Source organism: Panacibacter microcysteis (genome assembly GCF_015831355.1).
Lineage (GTDB): Bacteria > Bacteroidota > Bacteroidia > Chitinophagales > Chitinophagaceae > Panacibacter > Panacibacter microcysteis.
On the sequence record NZ_JADWYR010000002.1, the window covers coordinates 887298 to 912690 of the forward strand.

The following is a 25393-nucleotide window of genomic DNA, read 5'->3' on the forward strand; positions in this document are numbered from 1 at the left end:
CGGTTTTTTACAGGGGAAAAAACACCGGTGTGTTTGCAGAGTGCAGAAAGTTTTATCTTTAATACGACCAGGTAAGAAGGAACTGCAGCGCCGAACCTATGACAATTACCAGCTTCTTTGCCAACCCCGCTCCTTTTTCTTAACGCACCAAAACTATTAGTATGAAAACTAAACTTATCCAACGCCTGGGAAGTGTTATTCCCGCCGCAATTGTCTTTGTATGTTTTACTATTTTCAGCAGCCTTGAAAAGGACAAAAAAGCCGCTGCTGCAAGCGATTGCGCAAGTGGCTACACCATGACCAATGCAAACCTCAAAAAATTTATGCTCGATTCTTTGCGGGGCATTTCATTTGAAGGTGGTGTGTATGCTAAAGCAGATCTGCTGGCTGCCATCAACAGTTTAAGTACAAGAGATGATTCCGTCTATCTCGTGAATGTACTGGTCAACTGCACCGAATCGAATGGTACCGACCTGGTACTTACATCCCGTAACACAGATGGTGTAATGTACGCAAGGGCAAAAAGAATATGCAATTGTCCGCCACCAAAGCCCTGTTGCAGAAATACAGCCTGTGTTGCCAAAATCAAAAGAAGCTGCATTACTTACCAGCCTTATCCAACAATCGCTGTGGGCGCAGCCGGCACGGCTATTACTTATGCAAATGAATAAAGTACCCGCAACAAAAAACGGTGGCACATATTACTAACCGCGGAGCCTGCGGGTATACATTCAAGCTGCCGGTAAAGTATCGCCTGCTTTACTGGCTGGTGATGTTTTGCTCCGGTGCTGTTGCGCAAACCGGTGGGTACAATTTTGACAATGTAAATGGTGTGCCGGGCATATCCGGTATTTCTGTAACTGCTGTTGTGCAGGATAGTACAGGATATATATGGCTGGGAACAGTTGACGGGCTAAAAAAATTTGATGGCTATACAGCAACAACCTATCGTCACAAAACAGATGACCGGTATTCGCTTGCAGACAATGAGATCGTAAGTTTATGTGTCGATGCTGATAATAACATCTGGGCGGGCACCATTAACGGGTTGAGTGTACTCAACAGGAAAACCAACCTGTTTCAATCTTTCATGCACGCTGGTAACAGCAATAGCGGTATATGCGGGAATGTGATTACCGGTCTAACAAAAGATGCAGAGGGCAATATATTGGTAGCCACCTACGATGGTGGGCTTTGTATTGCCAGGAAAGATAACAATACCTACAGTTTTACAAAAACATACCGGGCAATCAATACCAGCGCCCCTGTGCTTACACAACTTTTTTCAACCTGTTTTGATGCCAGTAAGAATCTATGGGCTGCCACAGAAAGCGGCCTGTTCTTTTTCAGTAAAGATGGCACTGTGTTGAAAAAGTTTACGGCCGCGGGCAACAGCGGTACCAACATTACCAATTCCAGTGTCTTTAAATTATGGCCCATGAACGACGGATCAGTCTGGATCAGTGGAAAAGGAATGCTGGACAGGATTACCTGCGATCCGGGAAACAACAACCGTTTTACTGTACGTCATTTTTTACCCTTCGTTGCCGGAACGCGCAATTTAAACAGCTGGAACATCAACGATTTTATTATTGACAGGCATAACAACGGCTGGATAGCAACAAATGATTTTGGCATCATAAAATTTAGCCTTGCCATAGACAGCGTGTACAATGTGGAACGATATCAAAGCAATGAAATGACAGCTAACAGCCTGGGTAGCTCTTTATGCAACGACCTTTTTGAAGACAAAACGGGAACGGTCTGGATTGGTACGGAAAAAGGTGTTTCCAAATATATTCCGGCCAAAAAGCGATTTAGTGAATATATGAAACCGGCACCCTTGCAAACGGGCAGAGATATATTGGCCATATTACACGATAACCGCCGGCGCACCTGGATAGGATATGATGCTGACACAATCCTGGTAACTGACATGCACAACAATAAGCGTCTCGACATGCAATTAAAACTGCCGGGATTGCAAAAAAATCTGATTGACCAGGTAAACTGCGTTATACAGGGTGCAGATAACAGCATTTACATTGGAACATTATTGCAGGGTGTGTTTGTACTAAAAGACACGCGGGGCAATTTAGAGAAGCGGCAAAACTGGCGACAGCTTAACAGGCAAAATACACCTGAACTTATTAGTAACGATATATTTTGTTTTGCCAAAGACACTGCAGGAAATATATGGATCGGAACATACAAAGGTGCCTGTAAATACCTGCCCGCAACAGGTAAGCTGATACCGGTTTACACATCCCCCACAAAAAAAGCCATGCCGGGCTACAGTGTTTTTGCTATTGCATGCGACAGCAAAGGCAATGCTCTTTGTGGCACCGATGATGGTTTGGTAATGCTGAAAACAGATGGCAGCACCACTGTGTACCGCCACATCGCAAGTGATACAACCTCGATCAGTCACGACCAGGTGAATTGTATTTATACAACAAAAAACGGGCAGGTATTCGTTGGTACAAAAACAGGGCTCAACCTGTTTGATATGGCAACCGGTAGTTTTAAACGTATCACAGCAAACGAGGGATCATTTGAAGAATCTGTAAGAAGTATACAGGAAGATCATTTGGGCAACCTTTGGCTGGGTACTTACCACGGGCTGGTAAAGTACAACCGGCAATTGCACACGCTCCATACCTACACAACTGTGGATGGCCTGGCTTCTGACCAGTTTTTAAACAATGCCTGTGCAATTGACGATGCCGGTAAAATGTATTTTGGCAGCAAAAAAGGGCTGGTTGTTTTTGATCCTGCCGCCGTAGCTGCAGACACCAATACTTACCCGGTTGTAATTACAAATATAAAAATACTGAACACCGGTTTAGATGCCACAGGAGATACGGCGCTGCAGCAGCAATTCAATGTATACCGGTCATTGCACCTTGACTACAGTCAAAATTTTCTGTCTTTTGAATTTGCTGCATTGAACTATAACAACAGTTCTTCCGGTTATATGTACATGATGGAAGGGCTTGATAAAGACTGGATAAAAGCAGGAACCAAAAGGTTTGCAGATTACACGGCCATAAAACCCGGAACATACTTTTTTAAAGTAAAGGCCGCAAACAGTGATGGAGTATGGAACAATACACCTGCCATGTTGAAAATTGTTATTACACCACCCTGGTGGCAAACCTGGTGGTTCTACCTGTTGATGAGTTGCACCATTACGGCAATCGTATATGCCGTTTACCGCATCAGGATTAACCAGTTGATGAAGTTGTACAACCTGAGGAGCAATATTGCCAAAGACCTGCATGATGATGTTGGCTCAGCGCTCAGCAGTATTTCTTTGTTAAGCAATATGGCGCAGCAGGGCAAAACCACCGCACACCTTCAGCCACAGGAAATTTTTTCACGTATTGGCGACACATCAAAAAAGATGATAGACCTGATGGATGATATTGTGTGGAGCGTGAACCCGGATAATGACCGCTTTGCTAACATGCTTGTGCGTATGCGTGAGTATGCAGCAGAAATGCTGGAGGCAAAAGAGATTGACTTTTCGTTTAGCGCAGATACCAACACCGGCGACCTGAAGATCCCCATGCAGATGCGCAAAGATTATTTTTTGATTTATAAAGAAGCCATCAACAACCTGGCAAAATATGCCTGCGCTTCCAACGCCGCAATCTGTATTACGCATCGTACAAAGGCACTTGTAACTATTATACAGGATGATGGTAAAGGTTTCGATCCACGAATGGTACATGCAGGAAACGGTTTAAAAAATATGCAGCAACGCGCTGCCCATTTAAAGGCGTCATTGAAAATTGATACAGCGCCGGCCAGGGGAACCACCATTACGCTAACAATGGTTGTACCATAAAAGTGGTAGTGCAGTATTCCTTACAGGTTTTTAATTTTACAACACATGATCAAAGTAGTAATATACGAAGATGACATCCACTTCAGGGAAACACTCTCCATACTGGTAAATGGTACCGATGGTTTTGAACTGAAAGGCGCGTATGAAAACTGCAGCGATGTAGAAAAGCAAATCAAAAAACTACTGCCTCATGTAGTGCTGATGGATATTCATATGCCCGGTACCGATGGCCTTGAAGGACTACAGAAGATACGGGGAATAGCGCCCGACACCCTTGTTATTATGTTTACCGTATTTGATGATAACGAAAGAATATTCCAGGCCATATGCAATGGTGCCAGCGGCTACCTGCTCAAAAAAACACCACCCGCCAAAATTCTTGAAGCCATTACAGATGTATACAATGGTGGTGCACCAATGACCTCTGCAGTAGCACGTAAAATATTACAGATGTTCCCCAAAATGCCTGCACGCAGCAGCGAGATTGATAAGCTGTCTGCCAGAGAACAGGAAATTCTGCAACTGCTTATGAAAGGCTTTAGTTATAAAATGATTGCCGGCGAATTAAACATAACGCTTGAGACTGTGCGCACCCATATTAAACGCATATATGAAAAACTCCACGTACATTCTGCACAGGAGGCCATCAATAAAATATTCCCGCAAAGAAATATATAAGATTTTTTGGTACCCGGCTGCAACGCATTCCTCATCGCCTGTTGCGTCGCACTCTTGTACTGTTGAAGCGTTGCCGGGCAAATGCGAAGATCCTGGCGTAACACATGCATCTCTCCCGCTGCCTGTATAACACACAAAACTTTTTTATGCTGTTTACACACTGCTTGTTAAACTTCATTTGCGTTTTACTTTTTATTTACTGTAGTGGCCTGTTGTACCATCATTATGGTACAAAAAACACAACACCGCACTGGCCTGTAACATAGAAGTGGTATTGCTAAAGCATTGCTGCCACAGCAACTTTGTATTGTTGATAATGCAATACACAAACATGATAAAACCCGCAGGCAGTTACTGTAAACACGCACTGTTGCACCCGGGAAAAACAGTTTGTTTATTGCTGCGCAGACACACCCGGCGCTGTTGCACAATGTTATACAGTACAAGAGTGCGACGCAACAGCAGCTTCATGCATATACTGCTGCCGGGCTCATCATTTTTTTCCTGCAAAAAAGCAATCATCATCAATAAAATGTAACAGGTATAAACACCAACACACACCAAAACAAAATCTATAAAACATGAAAACGAAAAAACTCATTGCTGCCACACAGGTTATTGCGGCCATTATTGCATGCAACACAGTGGCACATGCGCAATCCTGGAACATCAATGGAAATGCCAACATTGCTGCCGGTACAAATTATCTTGGCACATCAGACCCCAACGATCTTGTATTCCGCACCAATGCCCTGGAGCGTGGCAGGTTGCTTGGCGTTGGCGGCACCTGGCGCTTTGGCTCTGCTGCCAACAATATGCAGGTAGACTCTTTAGGCAAACTATCGTTCAATGGCAATGGCGTATACCAGGTTGCCGGCAACAAATATGCTTTCCAATATAAGAACGATCCGGACTTTGGCCTTTACTTCAACTCATCAGATGTGCGCTACGAGTTCAGGAACGGCACAGCGCAGCCCGTGTTTTACATTGATGCGGGCACAGGTGCATTATCTGTCGGCAATTTTGCTACAGGCGTTAATTACCTGCTGCCATCTGCAAGAGGTCTCAACAACCAGGTGCTGAAAACCGATGGTGCAGGAAATGTTTCGTGGAGCACAGATGCAAACACCACGTACACTGCAGGCGCAGGCCTCAGCCTTGCAGGCACAACATTTACGAATGCAGCACCGGACCAGGTAGTTTCTCTAACGGGTACAAACGGTATATCTGCCAGTGGCACGTATCCAAACTTTACCCTTAGCGGCAGCGGTTTGTGGCGCATCAGAGGCAACGATGCAACAAACCCCGCAACAGATTTTATTGGTACAACTGATCTGCAGGGGCTTGCGTTCAGAACAAACAACCTGGAAAGAATGCGTATAGCCAGTGGTGGTAATGTAGGTATTGGCACGGTCAATCCCAATGCAACACTGCACGTGGCTACCGGCACAGAAGCAACACTGGCCGGCGGTGGTTATATGATTGTAGGTACTTCTCCGGGTGGCACCAACCTGCAGTTTGATGACAATGAAATACAGGCAAGAAGCGCCGGCCTTGCCAATACACTCAATCTGAACCCCGGTGGCGGAAGCGTTTTTATCGGCGGTAACCTGGATGTAAACGGCTCTGTTGGCTTCGGATCTGTGGAAACATTCTCAGACGGCGGAAGTTTTACCATCAATTCAAATTCTGATATCAATCCTTCTACTGATAATGCGCGCGGCCTCGGCGATGCAAGCCTGCGCTGGACAGATGTTTGGGCGGTTGATGGTACCATCAACACATCGGATGAACGCGATAAAAAGAATATACGCGACCTCGACTACGGACTGAAAGAAATCATGAAACTGCGCGCTGTAAAATTCAACTGGAAAAACGCGGTAGCAAATGATGACAAGGTTGGCCTTATTGCGCAGGAACTAAAAAAAGTATTGCCTGAAGTAGTAAGAGATTACGAATACAGAACGGATGAGGCAACAGGGAAAAAAGAGAAAGTGCCCACAGAGCGCATGGGTGTAATGTACTCAGATATTATACCGGTGCTTATACGTGCCATACAGGAACAGCAGCAACAGATAGACGCGCTTAAAAAATTAAATGGTACTGGCGCAGTTGCTGCAACACCAACTGCAGAGCAGGTTAGCGCTGTAAACGTAAAACTCAGCAATGCCGCGCTGGAACAAAATGTTCCCAACCCGCTGCGCAGCACCACCAGCATACGTTACAACATTCCTGCAGATGCAGTAAACGCATCGTTGCTCATTACAGATATGGGCGGTAAAAACATCAGGCAGATCAGTTTAAAAACAGGGGCTGGTGTAGTAAATATTGATGCGACAGCACTAAACGCCGGCACATACAATTATACACTGATTGTAGATGGCCGTAACATTGAAACCAAAAGAATGATCGTTGCTAAATAAAGTGTAGTATTAGAAACACCCGGGCATCGTTTCTACGGTGCCCGCTTTTTTTCAGCCTAAAATATTTTTGTATGAAAACGCTAACCAATATAATAATTGCCTGCCTCTTAATCATGACCGCTTCCTGCAGCAAAAAAGCAGATGAACCGCAGCAGTGTAAAACCTGCGCCGCACACCAGGGGCCCGAAGGAACCACTATCGAAACAAAAGAGGTTTGCACAGATGATGAAGAAGCTGCCTTTAAAAGAACCTACGTGGAGTTTACGGTTGCGTGTGAATGATTGCTTGGTCAGCAGTGGTTTTTTATGGCATCACCTGTTGCCACGCTCGGTTCAGGGTTCCGTTTTTATGGCGGCTGCAGCGTTCAGTTTAGTACATCTGCTTAAGTTCATTGTTTGTACTTCAGTAATACTGCGCCCGTTATTTATCAACCATAATCTTTCGCACAAATATTGAAAGCTGTCCTGTACGGGAACAGCTTTTTTTTGTGCAATAAAACTGCATTGCAGCCATCTGCAACAGATACCGGCCACATGAAAATTTATCCGTATAGCATTTGATGAAATTGCCTGATGTTTCCTGTTGTATTGTTGCTACTTATTATATACGGTTGATGGTACTTATTTACATACTTCGTAACTTCCGTGTTCACGGTAAACGGTACGCATTTTCTTTTTCCTTCAACAGTATAGTGCTTTTTGCTGGCAGTAATGTTAAGCAGTTAATTGACAGCAGGCAACTCCACCAGTTCCTGTTGTTATATATTATCATTGTGAACAGGGCAAGGATTAGTCAGAGCTTTGTAAATTAAAATTTTTCAATTTTACTAGGTTTTTATTATAAAAACTTTATTTTTATTTACCAATACTATAAAAACTGCATAGAATGGACGAAAAAATGGATAAGCTGGATTTTGAGATTCTTAGAGAGTTACAGAAAGATGGAGCAATGTCACTCACCATTATCGCCAAACATCTGGATGTTTCCATCGGCACCATACGAAACAGGCTTTCCAGGTTAACAGAAGAAAAAACAGTACAGATCATTGGTCGTGTAGATCCTGCAAAAGTTGGCTTTCATGCATATGCCCGCATTTTTATCAGCGTAAAGCCGGCAAAATTTATACAGGATACGGCAGGCAAATTATCAGAACTGCCTGAGGTAAGTTTTCTTGCAATGATCTCCGGTAAATACGACCTGGAATTAAACGTTCAGTGTCGCAACAATGACCACCTCATCGAACTGATGGAAAAAATACATACCATAGAAGGTGTGTACGAAACCGAAACAAATATGTACCTGAAGGTTTTTAAAATAGCTCAGCCCGATCTTGATCTGGTTAAAGACCTCTGGACAAAATAACATTGCTGCCATTTACCATAAAACCAAACCGCTTATGAGAGTAAAACAACTGCTATTGTTTTTATTGCCATTGCTATTGGCTTTAAATGGCCTTACCGCAGCTGCGCAGGATGGCACACAGCTCAAAGGAAAAGTAACGGGCAAAGACGGGCAACCATTACCCGGTGTAACCGTACAGGTAAAAGGCAAGCCATCAGAAAACACACAAACAGATGGTGAAGGTGCATTCAATTTGCGTACCCGGGAGTTTTCGGGCATTCTTGTTTTTACAAGTGTGGGTTATGCGCTCAAAGAAGTAGCATTCAATCCGGCGCTTGTTTCTTTTGATGTAAAAATGGAAGAATCTGTCAGTGTTTTGAACGATGTCGTGCTTACCGGCTACATCAAGCAAAAGAAAAGCGATATTACCGGTGCCATATCTTCTGTAAGAAACAAAGAGTTCAAAGACCAGCCTGTGGCCAACCTGGCCCAAAGCATGCAGGGCAAGGTTTCCGGCGTGCTGGTTAGCCAGCCTTCCGGTACGCCGGGTGCAGGCTTACTGGTTAGCGTACGTGGCACGAATAATCCACTGTATGTAGTAGATGGCGTTCCCATGATCAGTGAAAGCAATTCGTCGCTGTCTACCTCTTATGATACCGATGGCAATGAAGTGGGCGCCGGCCAGAATGTAAGTTCTATCTCAGATATTAACCCGGACGATATTGAGTCAATAGAGATATTAAAAGATGCATCTTCGGCTTCAATATATGGTGCAAGAGCAGCAAACGGTGTAGTGTTGATTACAACAAAACGAGGTAAGGCCGGTAAAACAGATTTTGCTTTCAACAGTTTTACAGGTATTCAAACACCCGCACGTAAAATACCCTTTCTCAGCAGTTCAGAATTCGTGGCGTTAATTGAAGATGCAAGGGCGCAGGATCTTAAATTATACAATGAAGATCCTTCATTGTTTGGCGATGATTTTAACCCGGCCATTCTTACCAATACATTACCCGATTCCTGGAACACAGGCGTTAATACCAGCTGGTTGGATGAAATTTTACGCACTGCACCACTCAGCAATATTCAACTTTCTGCCCGTGGCGGCAATGAGAAGACGAAGTTTTTTATTGCCGGCAATTATTTCGATCAGCAGGGAATTGTAATTGAAAACTTTTTCAAACGTGGTTCGTTCCGTATGAATGTAGATAATAAGGTCAGTAACCGTGTATCGATCGGTGCAAATGCCAGTTTTACGTATTCCCGCAACCGCAGAAGCTTCAATGACAACACTTATACAGGTATTGTTACAAACGCAATTGGTGCATCACCGCTGGAGCCGGTGTACAATGAAGATGGTTCATACTCAGATTACACCGAATACCAGGCAAGCTGGCTGAGTGATAACCCGGTAAAATCAGCCAAAGAGATTACTGCATATACATCGGCCTATCGTTTTATCGGTTCTGTATTTGCCGATATAGATATTGTAAAAAATCTAAAGTTCAGAAGTTCATTCAGCACAGACTTTTCCAGTCTTACAGACGATCAGTTCTTTGACCCCATCACCACCGATGCAGAAGCCGTTGGTGGCAAAGCAATCAAAGGCAGTTACAGGAGCACCACCTGGCTCAATGAAAATACGCTGGTGTATCAAAACAGCTTCAAAGACAAACACGACCTTACGCTTTTTGGCGGTTTCACCGTACAGTCGTCAAAGATCAACAGTTCTTCTATCCGTGGCCAGGGCTTTCCTGCCGGCAGCGGCCTGCAGAATATTTCCAGCGCATCTGCGATCACCGCAGCGTCAGATCTTAATACCGGCTGGGGTTTGGTTTCATTCATCGGCAGGGCAAACTATGCTTACAATTCCAAATACCTGGTGTCGCTTAGTGCCCGTTATGACGGCTCATCACGTTTCGATCCTGCGGGCCGCTGGGGTTTGTTCCCTGCTGCCTCCGTTGGCTGGGTACTTACAAAAGAGCAGTTCCTGGATGATGTTGCATGGCTCACCAATCTTAAACTGCGTTTAAGTTATGGTCTAACAGGCGACCAGGAAATAGGCAATTTTCAATACCTCAGCTATTGGACACCCGGCCGGTACGATGGTTATGCCGGTCTTCGTCCACGAAACCTGGGCAACAAAGACCTTACATGGCAGCGCAACAAGATGTTGAACCTCGGTCTCGATTTTGAGATAGCCAAAGGTAAATTCAGCGGTTCTATAGAATACTTCAAAGGCAACCGTACGAAGCTGCTTGCAGAAGCTGTATTGCCCGCTACATCCGGCTTTCCGTCAATCACCATCAACTCTGGCGAAATTCAAAATGCGGGCCTCGAGTTTTCTTTAAATGCATATGTTATCCGTCACAAAGATTTTACCTACACCACTTCGTTCAACATCAGTTACATCAAAAACAAAATCAAATCGCTGTATTCTGATAATGAACTGGTAAGTGCTTACTCAGACCTTTTTCCCACACATATCCTGAAAGTTGGTGAATCCGTTGGTTCTTTCTGGGGCATTCAGTACCTCGGTGTAGACCCGCAAACAGGCGACCCTTTGTATGAGGACCTGAATAAAGACGGCACAATAGATGATAATGACAGTAAAATCTTAGGCAGAGCAACACCTGATGTTTTTGGTGGCTGGACGAATGACTTCCGCTACAGGAACTGGGACCTCTCCGTAGTGTCGCAATTCAGTGTTGGCAACAAGGTTTACAACCTCATACGCAGTACTTATCAAACACTTGGCTGGAGCGACCAGGGCTGGGATGAAGACGGATTTTTATACCAGGTATATGCCAACAATGCAACAATTGTAAACGACCGCTGGCGCAATCCCGGAGACCAGACTGATATACCAAGAGCGTCGCTCATCTTCTCCAATTACCTGCAAAACTCGTCGCAGTTCGTGGAAGATGCATCGTTCTTTCGCATACGCACGGTAAACCTGGGCTATACCATCAAAGCAAAGAAAACAAAAGCATTCTCATCATTGCGTTTATATGCACAGGTACAAAACCTGCATGTGTTTACAAAGTATTATGGTTTCGATCCTGAAGTAAGCAGCAATGGCGGCAATGCACCCGAAACAGCAGGTGTTGATTACGCAGCTTACCCGCAGGCAAGAACACTGACTTTTGGTGTAAACTTTAATTTTTAAGCAGATGATGAACCAGGCTGTAGTACTGCTATTAAGCTGTTGTTGCGTCGCACTCTTCAGCGCCTTGAACATTGCCGGGCAACGGGCACGGTCACGTTCTGTTCATGCGTGTACGCATGTTGCAGGAATGCATCGTTGCCGCACATGGCTCAACAGTACAAGTGAGTGACACAACAGGCGATGCCACAAGGTACCACGGCCGGTAAACAAATAAAACATTACTATGAAAGGAATTCAATATATACTCATCGTTGCAATGCTCATGCTTACTGCAACATCATGCAAAAAAATTCTTGATGTAGTTTCTCCCAACGAAGTGGGCGATGATGCCATCTTCTCTACTGTTGACGGGCTGCGCAATGCAAGGATAGGCATGTACAACACATTGCAGAACCGCAACTATTATGGAGGTTATTTTCCATTGTTTACGGAATGCTATACAGACAACGGCACCACGGGTGGCTACGATGTAATAGACCTGAACGATATTGCGGCCAGGACAGTGGGTACTGCCAATATCTATGTACAGCAAACATACAATGCAATTTACAATACAATCTATACAGCCAATAAGATTATCAATAACATTGACAACGTTCCGGGGCTTGGCGCAGATGAACATGATAACACACTGGCGGAAGCTTATTTTGTAAGGGCGCTGGCAGAGTTCGATCTGCTGAGAACGTGGGGCGAACATTGGGACAAGACTTCTGTCTTTGGCATTTCTGTTGTTACAACTACAGATGCGCCGGAGCAAAGCGTGGCAAGAAGTACAGTAGAACAATCGTACCAGCAGATCATTGCAGATCTTACGCAGGCAGACGGGCTGTTCAACAATTACCAGGGCAACCAGTATGCGTCGTCTGCTGCTGCCAAAGCCTTACTGGCAAGAGTTTACCTCTACTACGGCGATTATGAGGCCGCTGCAGAAAACGCCGCCGCAGTAATAGCGGAAGGAAGTTTTGCGCTGTTTGGCCCCGATGATCTCTCCAAAATATACACAGAAAAAAATACGGAAGAAAGCATTTTCGAACTCGTGTTTGACCCGCAAAATACCAGCGCTTTTAATGCTGCAACTTATCTTAGAGATGATGCATTGCGCAGTGATGTGATCTTTATTGCAAATGCTGATCTGCATACATTTTTTGAATCAAGACCCGGTGACAACCGCAGCAGCCTGGTAGATTTTGAAAATAATGATGTGAGCATTCAGCCGGACGGCCGTACACAAAAATACCGCGGCGAAACGACCAAAGATAACGCTGCCTACATTATACGGCTGGCGGAAATGTACCTGGTCAACGCTGAAGCGCTGGGCAGAAGCAGCGCAGGGCTGGCTGCATTAAATGAATTAAGAACAAGCAGGGGTTTGGAAGCATTGCAACTGTCAGACGTACCAACTGCAGATGATTATTTGCTGGCAATACTGGATGAACGCAGGGCGGAACTGAATTTTGAGGGTCATCGTTTGTCGGATCTTGCCAGGCTGGGCTTAACAGGTACTTATCTTGGTGAAGGCGTAAACCCGATCATGCCGATCCCTGCAAGAGAGATCAGCGCAACAAACGGGGTGGTAGCACAGAATGACGGGTATTAGCGTTGCAATCCTGAGCGGTGAACCGTAAGAAGTTGTTGGAAAAAAACATCATCAGACATCAATAAATAAGGAATCAAAACATGGTATTTAAATCCATATTTCCATATACGCTCGAAACCATTGCAGCATATGAGGTTATGAGTAAAGCAACAGTTGAGCAATACTTAAACAACAGTGCCAAAGCATTTAAACACTGGCGCAGAACCACGTTTGCGCAACGCAGCGCGTTGATGGAAAGAGTGGCTGACATCCTCATTGCCCGCCGCGACGAATATGCGGCGCTGATTACAAACGAAATGGGTAAGGTGCTGAAAGAGTCTAAAGCGGAGGTGGAAAAGTGTGCCGCGTGTTGCAGGTACTATGCCGCCAATGCAGAAGCGTTTCTGAAAGATATACCACAGCCTTCAGATGCAGCTAACAGCTATGTAACATTTGAGCCAACAGGTGCCATACTCGCCATTATGCCATGGAACTTTCCTTTCTGGCAGGTTTTCCGGTTTGCTGCGCCGTACATCATGGCCGGCAATGTAGCACTGTTGAAACATGCGCCTAACGTGTGCGGCACTGCACTGGCCATTGAACGCATTTTTACAGAGGCCGGTTTCCCGGAAGGTGTTTTTCAAACGTTGATCATTGATACCGATGTGGTCGAAGATATTATTAACCATGACATTGTGCAGGGCATCACACTTACAGGCAGTGAACTTGCAGGTTCAAGCGTGGGTGCGCTGGCAGGTAAAGCCATCAAAAAATCTGTGCTGGAGCTGGGCGGCAGTGATGCCGTCATCGTACTCGAAGATGCCGATATGCAGAAGGCTGCACAGGTAGCCACAATGTCGCGTATGCAGAATGCCGGCCAGAGCTGTATAGCCGCCAAACGTTTTATTACAGTTGGCAAAGCAGGCGATGCATTTGCGCATGCCGTGCAGCAGGAAATCAGCCAGCTAAAGCAGGGCGATCCTTTCAATGCCGCCACTACAACAGGCCCCATGGCAAGAGCAGACCTTGCAGCAAAACTGGATCAGCAGTTCAGGACATCCATAACAAAAGGCGCACACCTGGTAACAGGCGGGCATGTAAGCGGCTGCAATTTTACACCGGCGTTACTGACCAATGTACAGGAAGGCATGCCTGCGTTTGATGAAGAAATCTTCGGCCCGGTTGCCAGTATTATACAGGCATCAACAGAAGCGCAAGCTATACAACTGGCCAACGACTCACGGTACGGCCTTGCTGCCGCTGTGTGGAGTGCTGATATACAAAAAGCCGAAGCATTGGCAAAAGAAGTGGAAGCGGGTGCTGTATTTATCAATGCACTGGTAAAAAGCGATACGCGCTACCCTTTTGGCGGCATAAAAAAATCAGGGTACGGCAGGGAATTATCGTACTTCGGTATCCATGAATTTATGAATATCAAAACCATTTATATAGGGTCATAATATACCTGCCGGTTTATCTCCGTTGGTTCCGGCAGTGGGTGCAAACAGATTTTCCAATCACCGGTGGCAGGCTGCCTGCAACGGTAACAAAAGAATGCTTTATGGAAAGCGTAGCAACAATAGCTAAGAAAGATGAACTCTACCAGCGCAGGAAAAGGCTGGTACCAAATGCGCTGGGTATTTTTAATCCATCCAGCGTGGCGTATGCACATGGTGCAATTATGGTAGATGCCGATGGCAAAGAACTGATTGACTTTGCAGGCGGCATAGGCGTGCTGAATGCAGGGCACTGCCCTCCCGCTGTTGTAACCGCTATACAGGAACAGGCCGCACGTTTAATACACAGCAGCTTCAATGTGGCGGTGTATGAAACTTACCTCGACCTGGCAGACAAGCTTGTGTCCATTCTTCCGCATGGCGATGCTACCAAGGTAATGCTGGTAAACAGTGGCGCCGAAGCGGTGGAAAATGCCGTAAAAATAGCACGGCAGGCCACAAAACGGCCGGCTGTAATTGCGTATGGCGGCGGCTTTCATGGCAGAACCATGATGGCTATGTCGCTTACTTCCAAGGTGGCCTATAAATCTGGTTGCGGGCCATTTGCGCCGGAAGTGTACCGGGTAGACTACCCCGCATACAACGCAAAAAAACAAACGCTGTCAGAAGAAGCATTTGCAGCGCAGGAGATACAAAAACTGAAACTGTTCTTTAAATCCAATGTGCGCAGCGAAGATGTTGCTGCCATCATCATAGAGCTTGTACAGGGTGAAGGTGGTTTTTATGTTGCGCCCAAAGCGTACATACAGCAGCTTCGTACACTCTGCGATGAAGCAGGTATACTCCTCATATTCGATGAAGTGCAAAGTGGTTTTGGCAGAACTGGTAAATGGGCTGCTTATGAACATTATGATGTAACACCCGATCTTTCTACCTGGGCTAAAAGTATGGGCAGCGGTGTTCCCATTGCTGCGGTAATGGGCAAAGCGCACATTATGGATGCCGCAGTACCCGGTACCATTGGCGGCACCTATGCGGGCAATCCCGTTTGCTGTGCCGCATCGCTTGCCACCATCGAATACATGGAAGCAGTAAACATCAATGCGCTGGGTGTAAAAGTGGGCAACATTGTGCGGGAAAGATTTGAGCATTTCCAGCAAACATACCCGACTATTATTGGTGAAGTACGTGGCCTTGGCGCCATGCTTGCGTTTGATGTAATCAAAGATGGCGACGATACCAAACCCAACGCAGAGCTTACCAGGAAGATCATGGAAACCTGCGCAGCACGTGGCCTGGTCATTATTACCGCAGGCCTACATGGTAATGTTATACGCATTCTCAGCCCGCTGGTAATAGAAGAAGACCTGTTGTATAGAGGGCTTGATATACTGGAACAGGTAATCAGTGAAAATGTATAAAAGATGGTGTACCCGGCATTGGTATTGCATGGCATCGCCTGTTGCGTCGCACACTTGTACCGCAATACATGCATGAGCTGCGGGCTCCGGCTTTCGTACCGGCTGCCGGTTACTGTTTACAAAACATGTACGCACCATGCTGCGTTTTGCACCGGCGTACAAGTGAGTGACACAACCAAAGCTTCATAGTAGCAATGCAGCTTAACACATAAAAAAAATTATCATGGTTTTAAATTATATCAACGGAGAATTTGTACAGGCACAATCGGGCAAAACAGAAAAGCTCATTAACCCTGCTACAGAAGAAGTGATTACAGACATTACCTGGGGAGATGTGCATGATTGCAACGCAGCCATTAGTGTTGCTGCTGCCGCATTTGTTACCTGGAGCAAAACCAATGTATACCAGCGCAGCGCCATATTGAAAAAAGCTGCGGACATTATGCGTGCTAACGTTACCGCGTATGCGAACGATACCGTGCAGGAAAGTGGTAAACCTTTTGCCGAAGCAAAAGGCGAATGGCTGGTTGCGGCCAACCTGTTTGAATGGTTTGCAGAAGAAGCCAAACGGGCATATGGCAGAACCATTCCTGCTATTCGCAACGACAAACGTATGATGACCATCTGGCAACCGATGGGTGTAGTTGGTGTTATAACAGCGTGGAACTTCCCGGCCTATAACCCGGCAAGAGCATGGGCGGCAGCACTGGCTGCGGGTTGCACGCTTGTTACGAAAGGCTCGGAGTTTACACCGCTGTCCACTTCAAACATGGTAAAAGCATTGGCTGAAGCCGGCTTGCCGGCAGGTGTGCTTAATAACTTAAACGGAGATGCCGCTGCCATTGGTGATGCATTTTTAAGTAGTGAAGATGTAAAAAAGATAAGTTTTACGGGCAGCACACGGGTAGGAAAAATATTAATGGATGGCGCTTCCCGTACGAATACAAAACTGTCACTCGAGTTGGGCGGTAATGCGCCGGTTATCATTAACCATGATGTAAATGTGGAAGCACTGGCAGTCTCATCTGTTACAGCAAAACTGCGCAATGCAGGACAGGTATGTGTTTCGCCACAACGGTTTTTTGTGCATGCAGACATCTACGACCATTTTGTAGAAGTAGCCACCAACGCTATGCAAAATATAAAGGTCGGCTACGGCTGGGATGCAGACACCGCGGTGGGCCCGCTCATCAACCAGCGGCAGCAGCAGCAGGTATTGAAAGTTATTGAAGATGCAAAACAAAGTGGCGCCCATACAGCGTCTGCGGCTATACCTGCAGACAAAGGCTGGTTTGTGCCTCCTACCCTGCTAACAAATGTTGCTGCAGACAATGTGGCCGTAAACAGGGAGATATTCGGACCGGTGATGCCTGTTATCAAATGGCAGCACCGGGAAGATGTGGTGGCATGGGCCAACAGCACACCCTACGGGCTTGCCGCTTATGTATGGACCAATAACATCAATGACGCATTTTATTTTTCCGAAGCGCTGGAGTTTGGTATGGTAGGTATAAATGAATGGGCACCACATGCAACAGAGGCGCCTTTCGGCGGCTGGAAGCAAAGTGGCATTGGCCACGAAAGCGGCAGTGAAGGTTTATTTGAATACATGGAAAAGAAACTGATCAGCTGGGGCGGTTTAAGTTAAGCAGCTTTATATAACCAGCACTAAAAAATCAAGCAAGCATTCATGGACTATGGCTTTCTTTCACTCGTGCCACCGCTTATCGTAATCATCATAGCGCTGATAACAAGACTGTCGCTGGAGCCGTTGATCATCGGCTGTCTTGCCGGTTTTGCTATAATAGCCGGGTGGGGATTTTTTGATGCGTTTCTAACCAGCCTTCAACATGTAATGCAGGATGACCAGATGGTGTGGGTGATACTGGTATGCAGTATGTACGGCAGCCTTATTAACCTGATGATACGCTCAGGAGGTACGCTGGGTTTTGGTAACTATATGCTGCGCTATGCCAATACACCTAAAAGGTCGATGTTTATTACCTGGATGTTTGGCACTTTCCTGTTTGTGGATGATTACATGAATGCACTTACATCAGGCACAACCATGAAGAAGATCACCGATCATTTTCGCATCAGCCGTGAAATGCTGGCGTTCCTTGTAAGTTCAACTGCTGTTACCACCTGCCTTATTGTTCCTATCTCTACCTGGGTCATTTTTATTGGCAAGCTTGTAGAAGGAACGCAGATCATTCCGGCGGGGGAAGGTATTACTGCTTACCTTAATATTATACCGTTTATTGCCTATGGCTGGGTACAATACGTTGTGGTGGGGCTCGTAATATTTGGTGTTATACCTGTTATTGGTAAAATGCGCAAAGCCAATAAACGTGCGCTGGAAACGGGCCAGGTTATTCCGGATAATTCAGAAGAGTTTAAAACGGAAACCACGTTGTTTAAAAGCATTCAGCACCCGCATATACTCAATCTTGTTTTACCATTGGTGGTATTGGTTACATCAACGATCCTGCTGGATAAGGATGCACTGAAAGGCGTGGTGGTAACACTCGTTTTTACCGTGATATATTATGCGCTTAGAAAAGTAGCTACGTTCAAAGAATTATCAGAAGCTGTTATTGAGGGTTTGAAAAGTATGTTGTTTGCGCTAGTGCTGCTGGTAATGAGTTATATCCTGAAAGACCTCGGCGATCAGATGGGGCTTACACAGTATGTGATCAGGATCGTATCGCCGGTTGTAAGCAAAGCGATGTTGCCGCTGTGTGTGTTTTTGTCGCTGGGTTTTATTGCCTTTACCACCGGCAATTCATGGGGGTTGTATGCTATTGCTATACCACTGGTCGTGTCACTTGCGCAACAAATGGGTGCCAATGTATGGCTGTGTATAGGCGCAGTGGTAAGTGCTGGTGCTTTTGGTGCGCATGCCTGTTTTTATTCTGATGCAACGATACTTGCAGCACAGGGTACAGAATGCAATAACTATGAACATGCCATTACACAATTGCCCTTTGCATTGATTTCTTTTTCGGTCAGTTGCGTAGTGTATGTTGTGTTGGGTTATGTGGTTTAAACGGTACCAACTTATTTCATCTTAGAAATTATTGAGTGAATATTAACCACAGAGTTAAGAGAGTTTAGGTACAGAGTGTTTGGAGTTTAATTTTTTGCTGATGGAAAATTGAGAATCGACAGGTCTCCATTACCCGCTAAGTGAATAATTAAAAAATTATATCACGCAAGGTAATGAGCTTACCGAGCGAATATTAAAAACAGCATTCACCGTTCATAGTACGCCGGGGCCCGGCTTACTTGAATCTTCTTATAAAGAATGTTTGTATTACGAACTGGTGAGCACTGGAATGTATGTTGAGAAAGAAAAACCGATGCCGCTTATTTATAAAGAAGTAAAACCCGAAGTTGGTTATCGGATTGATCTGTTGGTTAAAAAAAGAATCGTGGTTGTGATAAAAGTTGCAGACAGTTTTACAGATGTATACCTGGCCCGGGTATTAACGTACCTAAGGCTAGCAAATGCAGAATTGGATTGTTGTTAAATTTTAAAGTGGCATCTCTGAAAAACGGTATAAAAAGAGTAATGCTTTAACTCCTTTCCTCTGTGCAATCAACTCATGCAACTCTGTGGTTAAACTGGTTAATTTATAAACCAAAAAAATGGAATACAAGGAAACCTTACCTGGTGGCATTATTATAACGCGCATGCAGGAGACTCATGCCACACAACTCGAAGCATTACAACGGCTGGTATTTCCGGCATTGTCTGAAGAAGAGCTGTTACATGCCGATCAATACCGGCACCACGTAAAGCTTTTCCCGGAAGGCCAGTTTGTAGCGTTAGACAATGATAAAGTGATCGGTGCTACTACTTCCATGCGTTACCATTTCGATATACAACATCCCGAACAACATACCTTCTTCGAAGTAATGGGTGGCGGGTGGCTTACCACGCACGATCCGCAAGGCGATTGGCTTTACGGCATAGATGTTAGTGTAGATCCTGCTTATCGCAACAAAGGCATAGCAAGAGCATTGTACCGTGCCCGGCAACATACCTGTAGAGCACTCGGGCTGAAAGGGCAAATGACAGTTGGCATGCTTAATGGGTATGCAAAAGTGCAACACGAAATGACCATTGAAACTTATTATGAGAAGGTAAAAGCAAAGCAGTTGTTTGACCCCACAGTATCTGTACAGGAAAAGATCGGCTTTGAAATAACCGGGCTGATGAAAGATTACCTGAATGATCCTACCTGTGGCAATGCAGGGGCTGTAATTGTGCTGGATGCCGCAAAAGAAGTGTAGTGATTTGCATTGATGAAGAAACAGGTGTATTGCAGTAAGCATAAACAGGAACGCTACAGTCGCCATAAAAACAGAACGCACAAGTGAGTGACACAACAGGCGATGCCATTTTTTCAAAAGCTGGTTACAAAAAAATAAAAAACGATAAACCATTCGATATGTCTACGATCAATCTTGTTACGCCTGTTCCCGGCCCCAAAAGCCTTGCTATGCTGGAACGCAGAAAAAACGCACTGCCGGCAGGTCTTGCCAAATCTACCGAAGTAGTAGTAGATAAAGCAGAAGGCGGCATTGTGTGGGATGTTGACGGCAATACCCTCCTCGATTTTGCAGGCGGCATCGGTATGATCAATGTTGGCCACAGGCCCGAGCAAATTACCAATGCCATAAAAGCGCAGGTAGATAAGTACATTCATACCTGTTCGCTGGTTACAACTTTCGAGCCTTACATAGAACTGGCTGAAATGCTTAACAGGCTTACACCCGGTGATTTTCCTAAAAAAACATTGTTGTGCAATACCGGTACCGAAGCAGTGGAGAATGCAGTAATGCTGGCAAAATATTATACCAAAAGGCCTGCTGTTATCTGCTTCGAAGGTGCTTACCATGGCAGGAGCATGCTTACCTTATCATTAACGAGTAAATACAGTTTATTCAAGAAAGGCTTTGGTTCTTTCGCCAGTGATGTTTACCGTCTTCCTGTGCCCAATCTTTACCGCACACCCGCCGGTATGTCGGAGCAGGAATACCTTTCCTGGTGCATCAACAACCTCGAGCATGCTTTCATTGCACAGGTAGAGCCGGAATCAGTAGCCGCAATTATTATAGAGCCGGTGCTCGGCGAAGGCGGCTTTATACAAATGCCTGCGCCGTTTATGCGTAAGATCCGTGAGTTGTGCGATAAGTATGGCATAGTAATGATTGCCGATGAAATACAAAGTGGCAGCGGCCGCACCGGCCAGTTGTTTGCCATAGAACATACCGGCGTGGTGCCCGATGTAATAACAGTGGCAAAATCGCTTGGTGCAGGCATGCCCATAAGCGCCGTTGTAGGTAAGGCAGCCATTATGGACTGCACACACCTGGGTGGTGTAGGTGGTACGTATGGCGGTAGCCCGGTAGCAGCAGCGGCAGCCATCGAAGCGTTGAAAATATTAAGTTCGCAGGAGTTTCTCGATCGTGCCACACATGTCGGCCATCTTATACAAAATGTTATAGATAGCTGGGTAAGCAAATACGCATACGTTGGTACCACACGTTCTACCGGTGCTATGAGTATTGTGGAATTTGCAAAAGATAAAAACACAAAAGAGCCGGATATGGAGTTGCCGCTCGAAGTGTTGAAAGACGCTGTGGCACACGGTATCATCTTAATACGCGCCGGCCTGTACAGCAATTGTATTCGCCTGTTGCCACCCATTGCAATGACAGACGATCAATTGCTCGAAGGTTTACAGGTATTGGAAGATGCCATACAAAGGGCTCATGAAAAAAGAGGAAAATAAGCAGTTGGTCAGCAGAGGTTTTTCATGGCATCGCCTGTTGTGTCACTCACTTGTGCGTTCCGTTTTTATGGCAACTGTGGCGATCTTTTTTACCTGGAGTGGTTAACAGACCAACCAGCAATGCCAGCACGAATTAAAATATCAAATACCAAATACCCGATCTTTCATGGAAGTAAAAATAGCCGGAACAGCAGCAGACATCAGCAAGTGTTGGGATGTTTTGCTGGTGCTAAGACCACACCTGGAAAAAGAAAAGTTTGTAGATACTGTTCTCGAAATGATGTCAGAAGGTTACCAGCTTGCCTATATTGAAGAAGATGGAAAAGCCGCATCTGCTATCGGTTTTCGTTACCAGCAATTCCTGTACATTGGAAAGCATTTTTATATAGACGACCTCGTCTCTTTGCCTGAAACAAGAGGCAAGGGATATGCGGGCAGACTGCTCGATTATGTGCATGATCTTGCAAGGGAAAAAGGTTATCGGTATGTGGCGCTGGACTCAGGTCATCACCGCTTTAATGCGCATCGTTTATATCTTAACAAGGGTTACAACATTACGGCACACCATTTTGTCAAGCAGTTATAATGGCAGACATTATTGTTTATAATTCAAACATACTTACGCAGGATAAGTTATTGCCGCTGGCACAGGCTTTTGCTGTAGCCGGCGGAAAGTTTATTGCCGTAGGCAATAATGAACCGGTGCTTGCTTTGCAACAACCGCATACAAAGCTGGTGGATGCAGCAAACAGAACCGTGTTGCCCGGTTTTACAGATGCGCATATCCACATCTGGAAAGTCGGCAACCTGAAAACATTTTTGCTGGATGTAAGAGGCGTAACAAGCATTGCAGCATTACAGGACAAGCTTTCGGACTTTATAAAAAATAATCCCGGCAACGGCTGGATACAGGCCAGGGGATTCAATGAAGCGAACATGCAGGAAAAACGTTTGCCTGTAAAAGAAGACCTGGATGCTGTAAGTGAAGACAGGCCTGTATGGCTGATACGCACCTGCGCACACATTGGCATTGCCAATAGTAAAGCAATTGCACTAAGCGGTATAGATGCAACAACACACATACCAGCCGGTGGTGAAATGCGCACCGGCAATGATGGAAAGCCAAACGGTATATTTACCGAAACGGCACTCGGTTTAATAGCCAATAAGATTCCACCTTATACAGCAGATGATTATGCCGTCATGATAAGAGCAGCGGAAAAAGAAATGCTGCAATATGGTATTACCGCCGCAACAGACCCGGCTGTAATGTCCGATCTGCTGGAATGTTACCACACCATGCACAACCATGGTCAACTGAAAATACGCATCAATGCGTTGCCGGTTCGTGTACCTGATGGCAGTGAAACCAGCCTGCCAATACCCGCCCGTTTTCTTTCTGACCAACTGCAGGTGCATACCGTAAAATTTTTTGCAGACGGCGGCCTAAGCGGTATGACCGCCGCAATGACACAACCATACCAAAACAGCACGTCTTACGGGGTGCTTCGCTTAACGCCTGACTTCTTTTACCCGCTTGCCAAAGAAGCGGCAGGAAAGGGTTTTGGTATTGCAACACATGCCATTGGCGACAAAGCAATTGATGTGGTGCTGGAGGTGTATGCACAGATCAGAACCGCATACCCGGAAATACTGTTGCGCATAGAGCACCTGGGCCTGCCATCTGGTGCACAGCTAGCTCTTATGAAGAAGCTTAATGTTCACTGTGTTTCCCAAAGTATTTTCTTAAAAGAACTGGGTAAAAACTTTGCTTTATATCTCGAAGCGGAAAGGCTGAACAGGATATACCCTTACAGGCGTGTTTTGGATGCAGGCATTACGCTTGCGCTTTCCAGCGATGCGCCGGTAGTGAAAGATTTCAATCCCGTTACCGGCATACGCGCAGCATTATGTAGAAAAGATGCGGAGGGAAACACCATTGGCCCCCGGGAAGCCATTACGCAAAATGAAGCACTGTATGCATATACCATGGGTGGCGCCATTGCCAACGGTACTTCGGATTTCAATGGCAGTATCAGCGTTGGAAAAGTTGCTGATTTTATTGTTTTGAACAGATTAATCAGGAGTGACGAAGACTTTGCAACGGAAAATGATCTTCATGTAAGCGCCACTTTTATCAATGGCGTTGAAGTTTTTTCCAGGTAAGCTGGTCGTTGTAGCATTGTGAAGACGGCACCGCAGACCGCAGCCGCCATGAAAAGTTACAGCTGAACGGATTGCGACGCAAGGGACGATGCCATAAAAAACTACTGCCGGTATCATGATATTATTGTGCGGCTTAATGATTTCTGCCGGTCAGCCGACGGATCGTAAAACCGTTTCTTTTGCAAATAAATCAATGCCCCTGGAAACCCTGTGCTTCGCTGCCTGAACCGGCTATCACGTTCCTCAGCTCAGGATGTGCTTTCTTTTCTTTTGTAAGCACCTTGTAGATGATTACAATACTCAGCAACATACAAGACGCACCGATGAGAAAGTGCATGCCCGGGAAATAAAAAGGGGCTTCTTTGGTGGTGAAATAACTGAAGGTCATCGTCATCAGCGGAGGGCCGATGATCGTTGTTAAACTCATTAAACTGGTAAGTGCTCCCTGTAGTTCGCCCTGCTGGTTAGGTGATACATGGCCTGCGATAACAGATTGCAAGGACGGGCCGCAAATACCACCGAGGCAATAGGGAATGAGAAATACAAACATCATCCACGATTGCGATGCGAATGCAAACAATACCAGCCCGATGGTATATAGTGTAAGACCCAGGTAAATGCTTTTTTCGTTGCCAATCTTCGGGTTTACCACGCGTGTAAGACCAGCCTGCACACCGCCTACCAATACACCCACAACGGCCAGTGATATACCAACCATTTTTTCGCTCCAACCAAAACGATAGATGGTAAAAAAGTTCCAGTTGGCCTGTATAGACTGAGCGCCAAGATATATCAGGAAGAAGCCGATGGCAAGGCCGCCGATCTCCGGGTGGCGTGTGAGAAATTTGAGCGAACCAAAGGGGTTGGCACGCTTCCAGTCGAATGATCTGCGGTTCTCCGGGCTCAGTGATTCGGGTAAAAAGAAATAGCCGTAAATACAGTTGAGTAAACACAATGTGGCTGCTGCATAAAACGGTGCACGTATGCCCCAGTTTGCAAGCAGCCCGCCAAGCGCAGGCCCCAGCACAAAACCAAGCCCAAAAGCTGCACCAATTAAACCAAAGTTTTTGGCGCGTTCTGTTTCGTTGGTGCTTACATCTGCTATATACGCTGTTGCAGTAGTAAAACTGGCGCCGGTGATACCAGCGATAATACGCCCAATGAAAAGCCATTCATATGCTGGTGCTATGGCCAGTATAATGTAGTCTATACCAAAACCCAGTAATGAAATGAGTAAAACCGGCCGCCTGCCAAACCTGTCGCTCAGGTTGCCAATTACAGGTGAGAAAAGGAACTGTGTAACTGCAAACGCTGACAACAATGCAGCACCGTAGTTGCTGGCAATATTGACAGGAATATTTTTAAGCTGTGCCACCAGGTCTGCCATTACGGGGATGATAAGCCCCCACCCCATTACATCGATCAGTAACGTGATAAAAATGAAACCAATGGCTGCTTTCTTATTCGTTGTTTGCATACGGCTCGTATAAATTGAAGCAGCAAAA

The 25393-nt window shown here is 45.7% G+C and carries 18 protein-coding genes; 17 read left to right on the forward strand and 1 reads right to left on the reverse strand.

Features of this window, described 5'->3' with window-relative positions:
- Positions 1–161: 161 nt before the first annotated feature.
- From I5907_RS15585 to I5907_RS15665, 17 genes are all read left to right on the forward strand, one after another.
- Positions 162–671 (forward strand): hypothetical protein, encoded by a 510-nt coding sequence (locus tag I5907_RS15585; protein ID WP_196991732.1) that lies wholly within the window; start codon positions 162–164, stop codon positions 669–671.
- A 20-nt stretch (positions 672–691) separates the two neighbouring features.
- Entirely contained in the window at positions 692–3853 is a 3162-nt protein-coding gene (locus I5907_RS15590; RefSeq protein WP_196991733.1) for a two-component regulator propeller domain-containing protein, read from the forward strand.
- Between the two features lie 45 nt (positions 3854–3898).
- A complete protein-coding gene (locus I5907_RS15595; protein ID WP_196991734.1) occupies positions 3899–4531 on the forward strand; it encodes a response regulator in 633 nt (210 codons plus the stop codon).
- A gap of 581 nt (positions 4532–5112) precedes the next feature.
- The gene (locus I5907_RS15600) at positions 5113–6954 is read left to right on the forward strand and encodes a tail fiber domain-containing protein (protein WP_196991735.1); all 1842 of its coding nucleotides are present in this window, start codon (positions 5113–5115) and stop codon (positions 6952–6954) included.
- A gap of 71 nt (positions 6955–7025) precedes the next feature.
- Positions 7026–7235 (forward strand): hypothetical protein, encoded by a 210-nt coding sequence (locus I5907_RS15605; protein WP_196991736.1) that lies wholly within the window; start codon positions 7026–7028, stop codon positions 7233–7235.
- Positions 7236–7839: 604 nt separating this feature from the next.
- A complete protein-coding gene (locus I5907_RS15610) occupies positions 7840–8316 on the forward strand; it encodes an Lrp/AsnC family transcriptional regulator (RefSeq protein ID WP_196991737.1) in 477 nt (158 codons plus the stop codon).
- A gap of 34 nt (positions 8317–8350) precedes the next feature.
- A complete protein-coding gene (locus tag I5907_RS15615) occupies positions 8351–11464 on the forward strand; it encodes a SusC/RagA family TonB-linked outer membrane protein (protein WP_196991738.1) in 3114 nt (1037 codons plus the stop codon).
- 223 nt (positions 11465–11687) lie between these two features.
- On the forward strand, positions 11688–13061 hold the full coding sequence (locus tag I5907_RS15620) for a RagB/SusD family nutrient uptake outer membrane protein (RefSeq protein ID WP_196991739.1): 1374 nt from the start codon (positions 11688–11690) through the stop codon (positions 13059–13061).
- 80 nt (positions 13062–13141) lie between these two features.
- On the forward strand, positions 13142–14500 hold the full coding sequence (locus I5907_RS15625; RefSeq protein ID WP_196991740.1) for an NAD-dependent succinate-semialdehyde dehydrogenase: 1359 nt from the start codon (positions 13142–13144) through the stop codon (positions 14498–14500).
- Between the two features lie 101 nt (positions 14501–14601).
- Entirely contained in the window at positions 14602–15918 is a 1317-nt protein-coding gene (locus tag I5907_RS15630) for an aspartate aminotransferase family protein (RefSeq protein WP_196991741.1), read from the forward strand.
- Between the two features lie 223 nt (positions 15919–16141).
- On the forward strand, positions 16142–17566 hold the full coding sequence (locus I5907_RS15635; protein WP_196991742.1) for an NAD-dependent succinate-semialdehyde dehydrogenase: 1425 nt from the start codon (positions 16142–16144) through the stop codon (positions 17564–17566).
- 42 nt (positions 17567–17608) lie between these two features.
- On the forward strand, positions 17609–18967 hold the full coding sequence (locus I5907_RS15640; protein WP_196991743.1) for a Na+/H+ antiporter NhaC family protein: 1359 nt from the start codon (positions 17609–17611) through the stop codon (positions 18965–18967).
- Positions 18968–19127: 160 nt separating this feature from the next.
- On the forward strand, positions 19128–19451 hold the full coding sequence (locus tag I5907_RS22010; protein WP_196992465.1) for a GxxExxY protein: 324 nt from the start codon (positions 19128–19130) through the stop codon (positions 19449–19451).
- Between the two features lie 118 nt (positions 19452–19569).
- Entirely contained in the window at positions 19570–20217 is a 648-nt protein-coding gene (locus I5907_RS15650) for a GNAT family N-acetyltransferase (protein ID WP_196991744.1), read from the forward strand.
- Between the two features lie 83 nt (positions 20218–20300).
- Positions 20301–21722 (forward strand): aminotransferase class III-fold pyridoxal phosphate-dependent enzyme, encoded by a 1422-nt coding sequence (locus I5907_RS15655; protein WP_196991745.1) that lies wholly within the window; start codon positions 20301–20303, stop codon positions 21720–21722.
- Positions 21723–21888: 166 nt separating this feature from the next.
- On the forward strand, positions 21889–22308 hold the full coding sequence (locus I5907_RS15660) for a GNAT family N-acetyltransferase (protein WP_196991746.1): 420 nt from the start codon (positions 21889–21891) through the stop codon (positions 22306–22308).
- Positions 22308–23888: an amidohydrolase gene (locus I5907_RS15665; protein ID WP_196991747.1), complete on the forward strand. Its 1581-nt coding sequence runs from the start codon at positions 22308–22310 to the stop codon at positions 23886–23888. The genes I5907_RS15660 and I5907_RS15665 overlap by 1 nt, the downstream gene beginning before the upstream one ends.
- Before the next feature lie 190 nt (positions 23889–24078).
- Here I5907_RS15665 and I5907_RS15670 read toward each other — a convergent pair whose 3' ends face one another.
- The gene (locus tag I5907_RS15670; RefSeq protein WP_196991748.1) at positions 24079–25365 is read right to left on the reverse strand and encodes a TCR/Tet family MFS transporter; all 1287 of its coding nucleotides are present in this window, start codon (positions 25363–25365) and stop codon (positions 24079–24081) included.
- Positions 25366–25393: the final 28 nt, after the last annotated feature.

What these genes read in the sequence shown, in the direction of transcription:
- I5907_RS15630 (WP_196991741.1), top strand. Translation starts at nt 14,602, where the DNA reads ATGGAAAGCGTAGCAACAATAGCTAAGAAAGATGAACTCTACCAGCGC.
- I5907_RS15670 (WP_196991748.1), bottom strand. Translation starts at nt 25,365, where the DNA reads ATGCAAACAACGAATAAGAAAGCAGCCATTGGTTTCATTTTTATCACG.
- I5907_RS15615 (WP_196991738.1), top strand. Translation starts at nt 8,351, where the DNA reads ATGAGAGTAAAACAACTGCTATTGTTTTTATTGCCATTGCTATTGGCT.
- I5907_RS15660 (WP_196991746.1), top strand. Translation starts at nt 21,889, where the DNA reads ATGGAAGTAAAAATAGCCGGAACAGCAGCAGACATCAGCAAGTGTTGG.
- I5907_RS15635 (WP_196991742.1), top strand. Translation starts at nt 16,142, where the DNA reads ATGGTTTTAAATTATATCAACGGAGAATTTGTACAGGCACAATCGGGC.
- I5907_RS15650 (WP_196991744.1), top strand. Translation starts at nt 19,570, where the DNA reads ATGGAATACAAGGAAACCTTACCTGGTGGCATTATTATAACGCGCATG.
- I5907_RS15620 (WP_196991739.1), top strand. Translation starts at nt 11,688, where the DNA reads ATGAAAGGAATTCAATATATACTCATCGTTGCAATGCTCATGCTTACT.
- I5907_RS15605 (WP_196991736.1), top strand. Translation starts at nt 7,026, where the DNA reads ATGAAAACGCTAACCAATATAATAATTGCCTGCCTCTTAATCATGACC.
- I5907_RS15625 (WP_196991740.1), top strand. Translation starts at nt 13,142, where the DNA reads ATGGTATTTAAATCCATATTTCCATATACGCTCGAAACCATTGCAGCA.
- I5907_RS15640 (WP_196991743.1), top strand. Translation starts at nt 17,609, where the DNA reads ATGGACTATGGCTTTCTTTCACTCGTGCCACCGCTTATCGTAATCATC.
- I5907_RS15610 (WP_196991737.1), top strand. Translation starts at nt 7,840, where the DNA reads ATGGACGAAAAAATGGATAAGCTGGATTTTGAGATTCTTAGAGAGTTA.
- I5907_RS15595 (WP_196991734.1), top strand. Translation starts at nt 3,899, where the DNA reads ATGATCAAAGTAGTAATATACGAAGATGACATCCACTTCAGGGAAACA.
- I5907_RS15600 (WP_196991735.1), top strand. Translation starts at nt 5,113, where the DNA reads ATGAAAACGAAAAAACTCATTGCTGCCACACAGGTTATTGCGGCCATT.
- I5907_RS15665 (WP_196991747.1), top strand. Translation starts at nt 22,308, where the DNA reads ATGGCAGACATTATTGTTTATAATTCAAACATACTTACGCAGGATAAG.
- I5907_RS15585 (WP_196991732.1), top strand. Translation starts at nt 162, where the DNA reads ATGAAAACTAAACTTATCCAACGCCTGGGAAGTGTTATTCCCGCCGCA.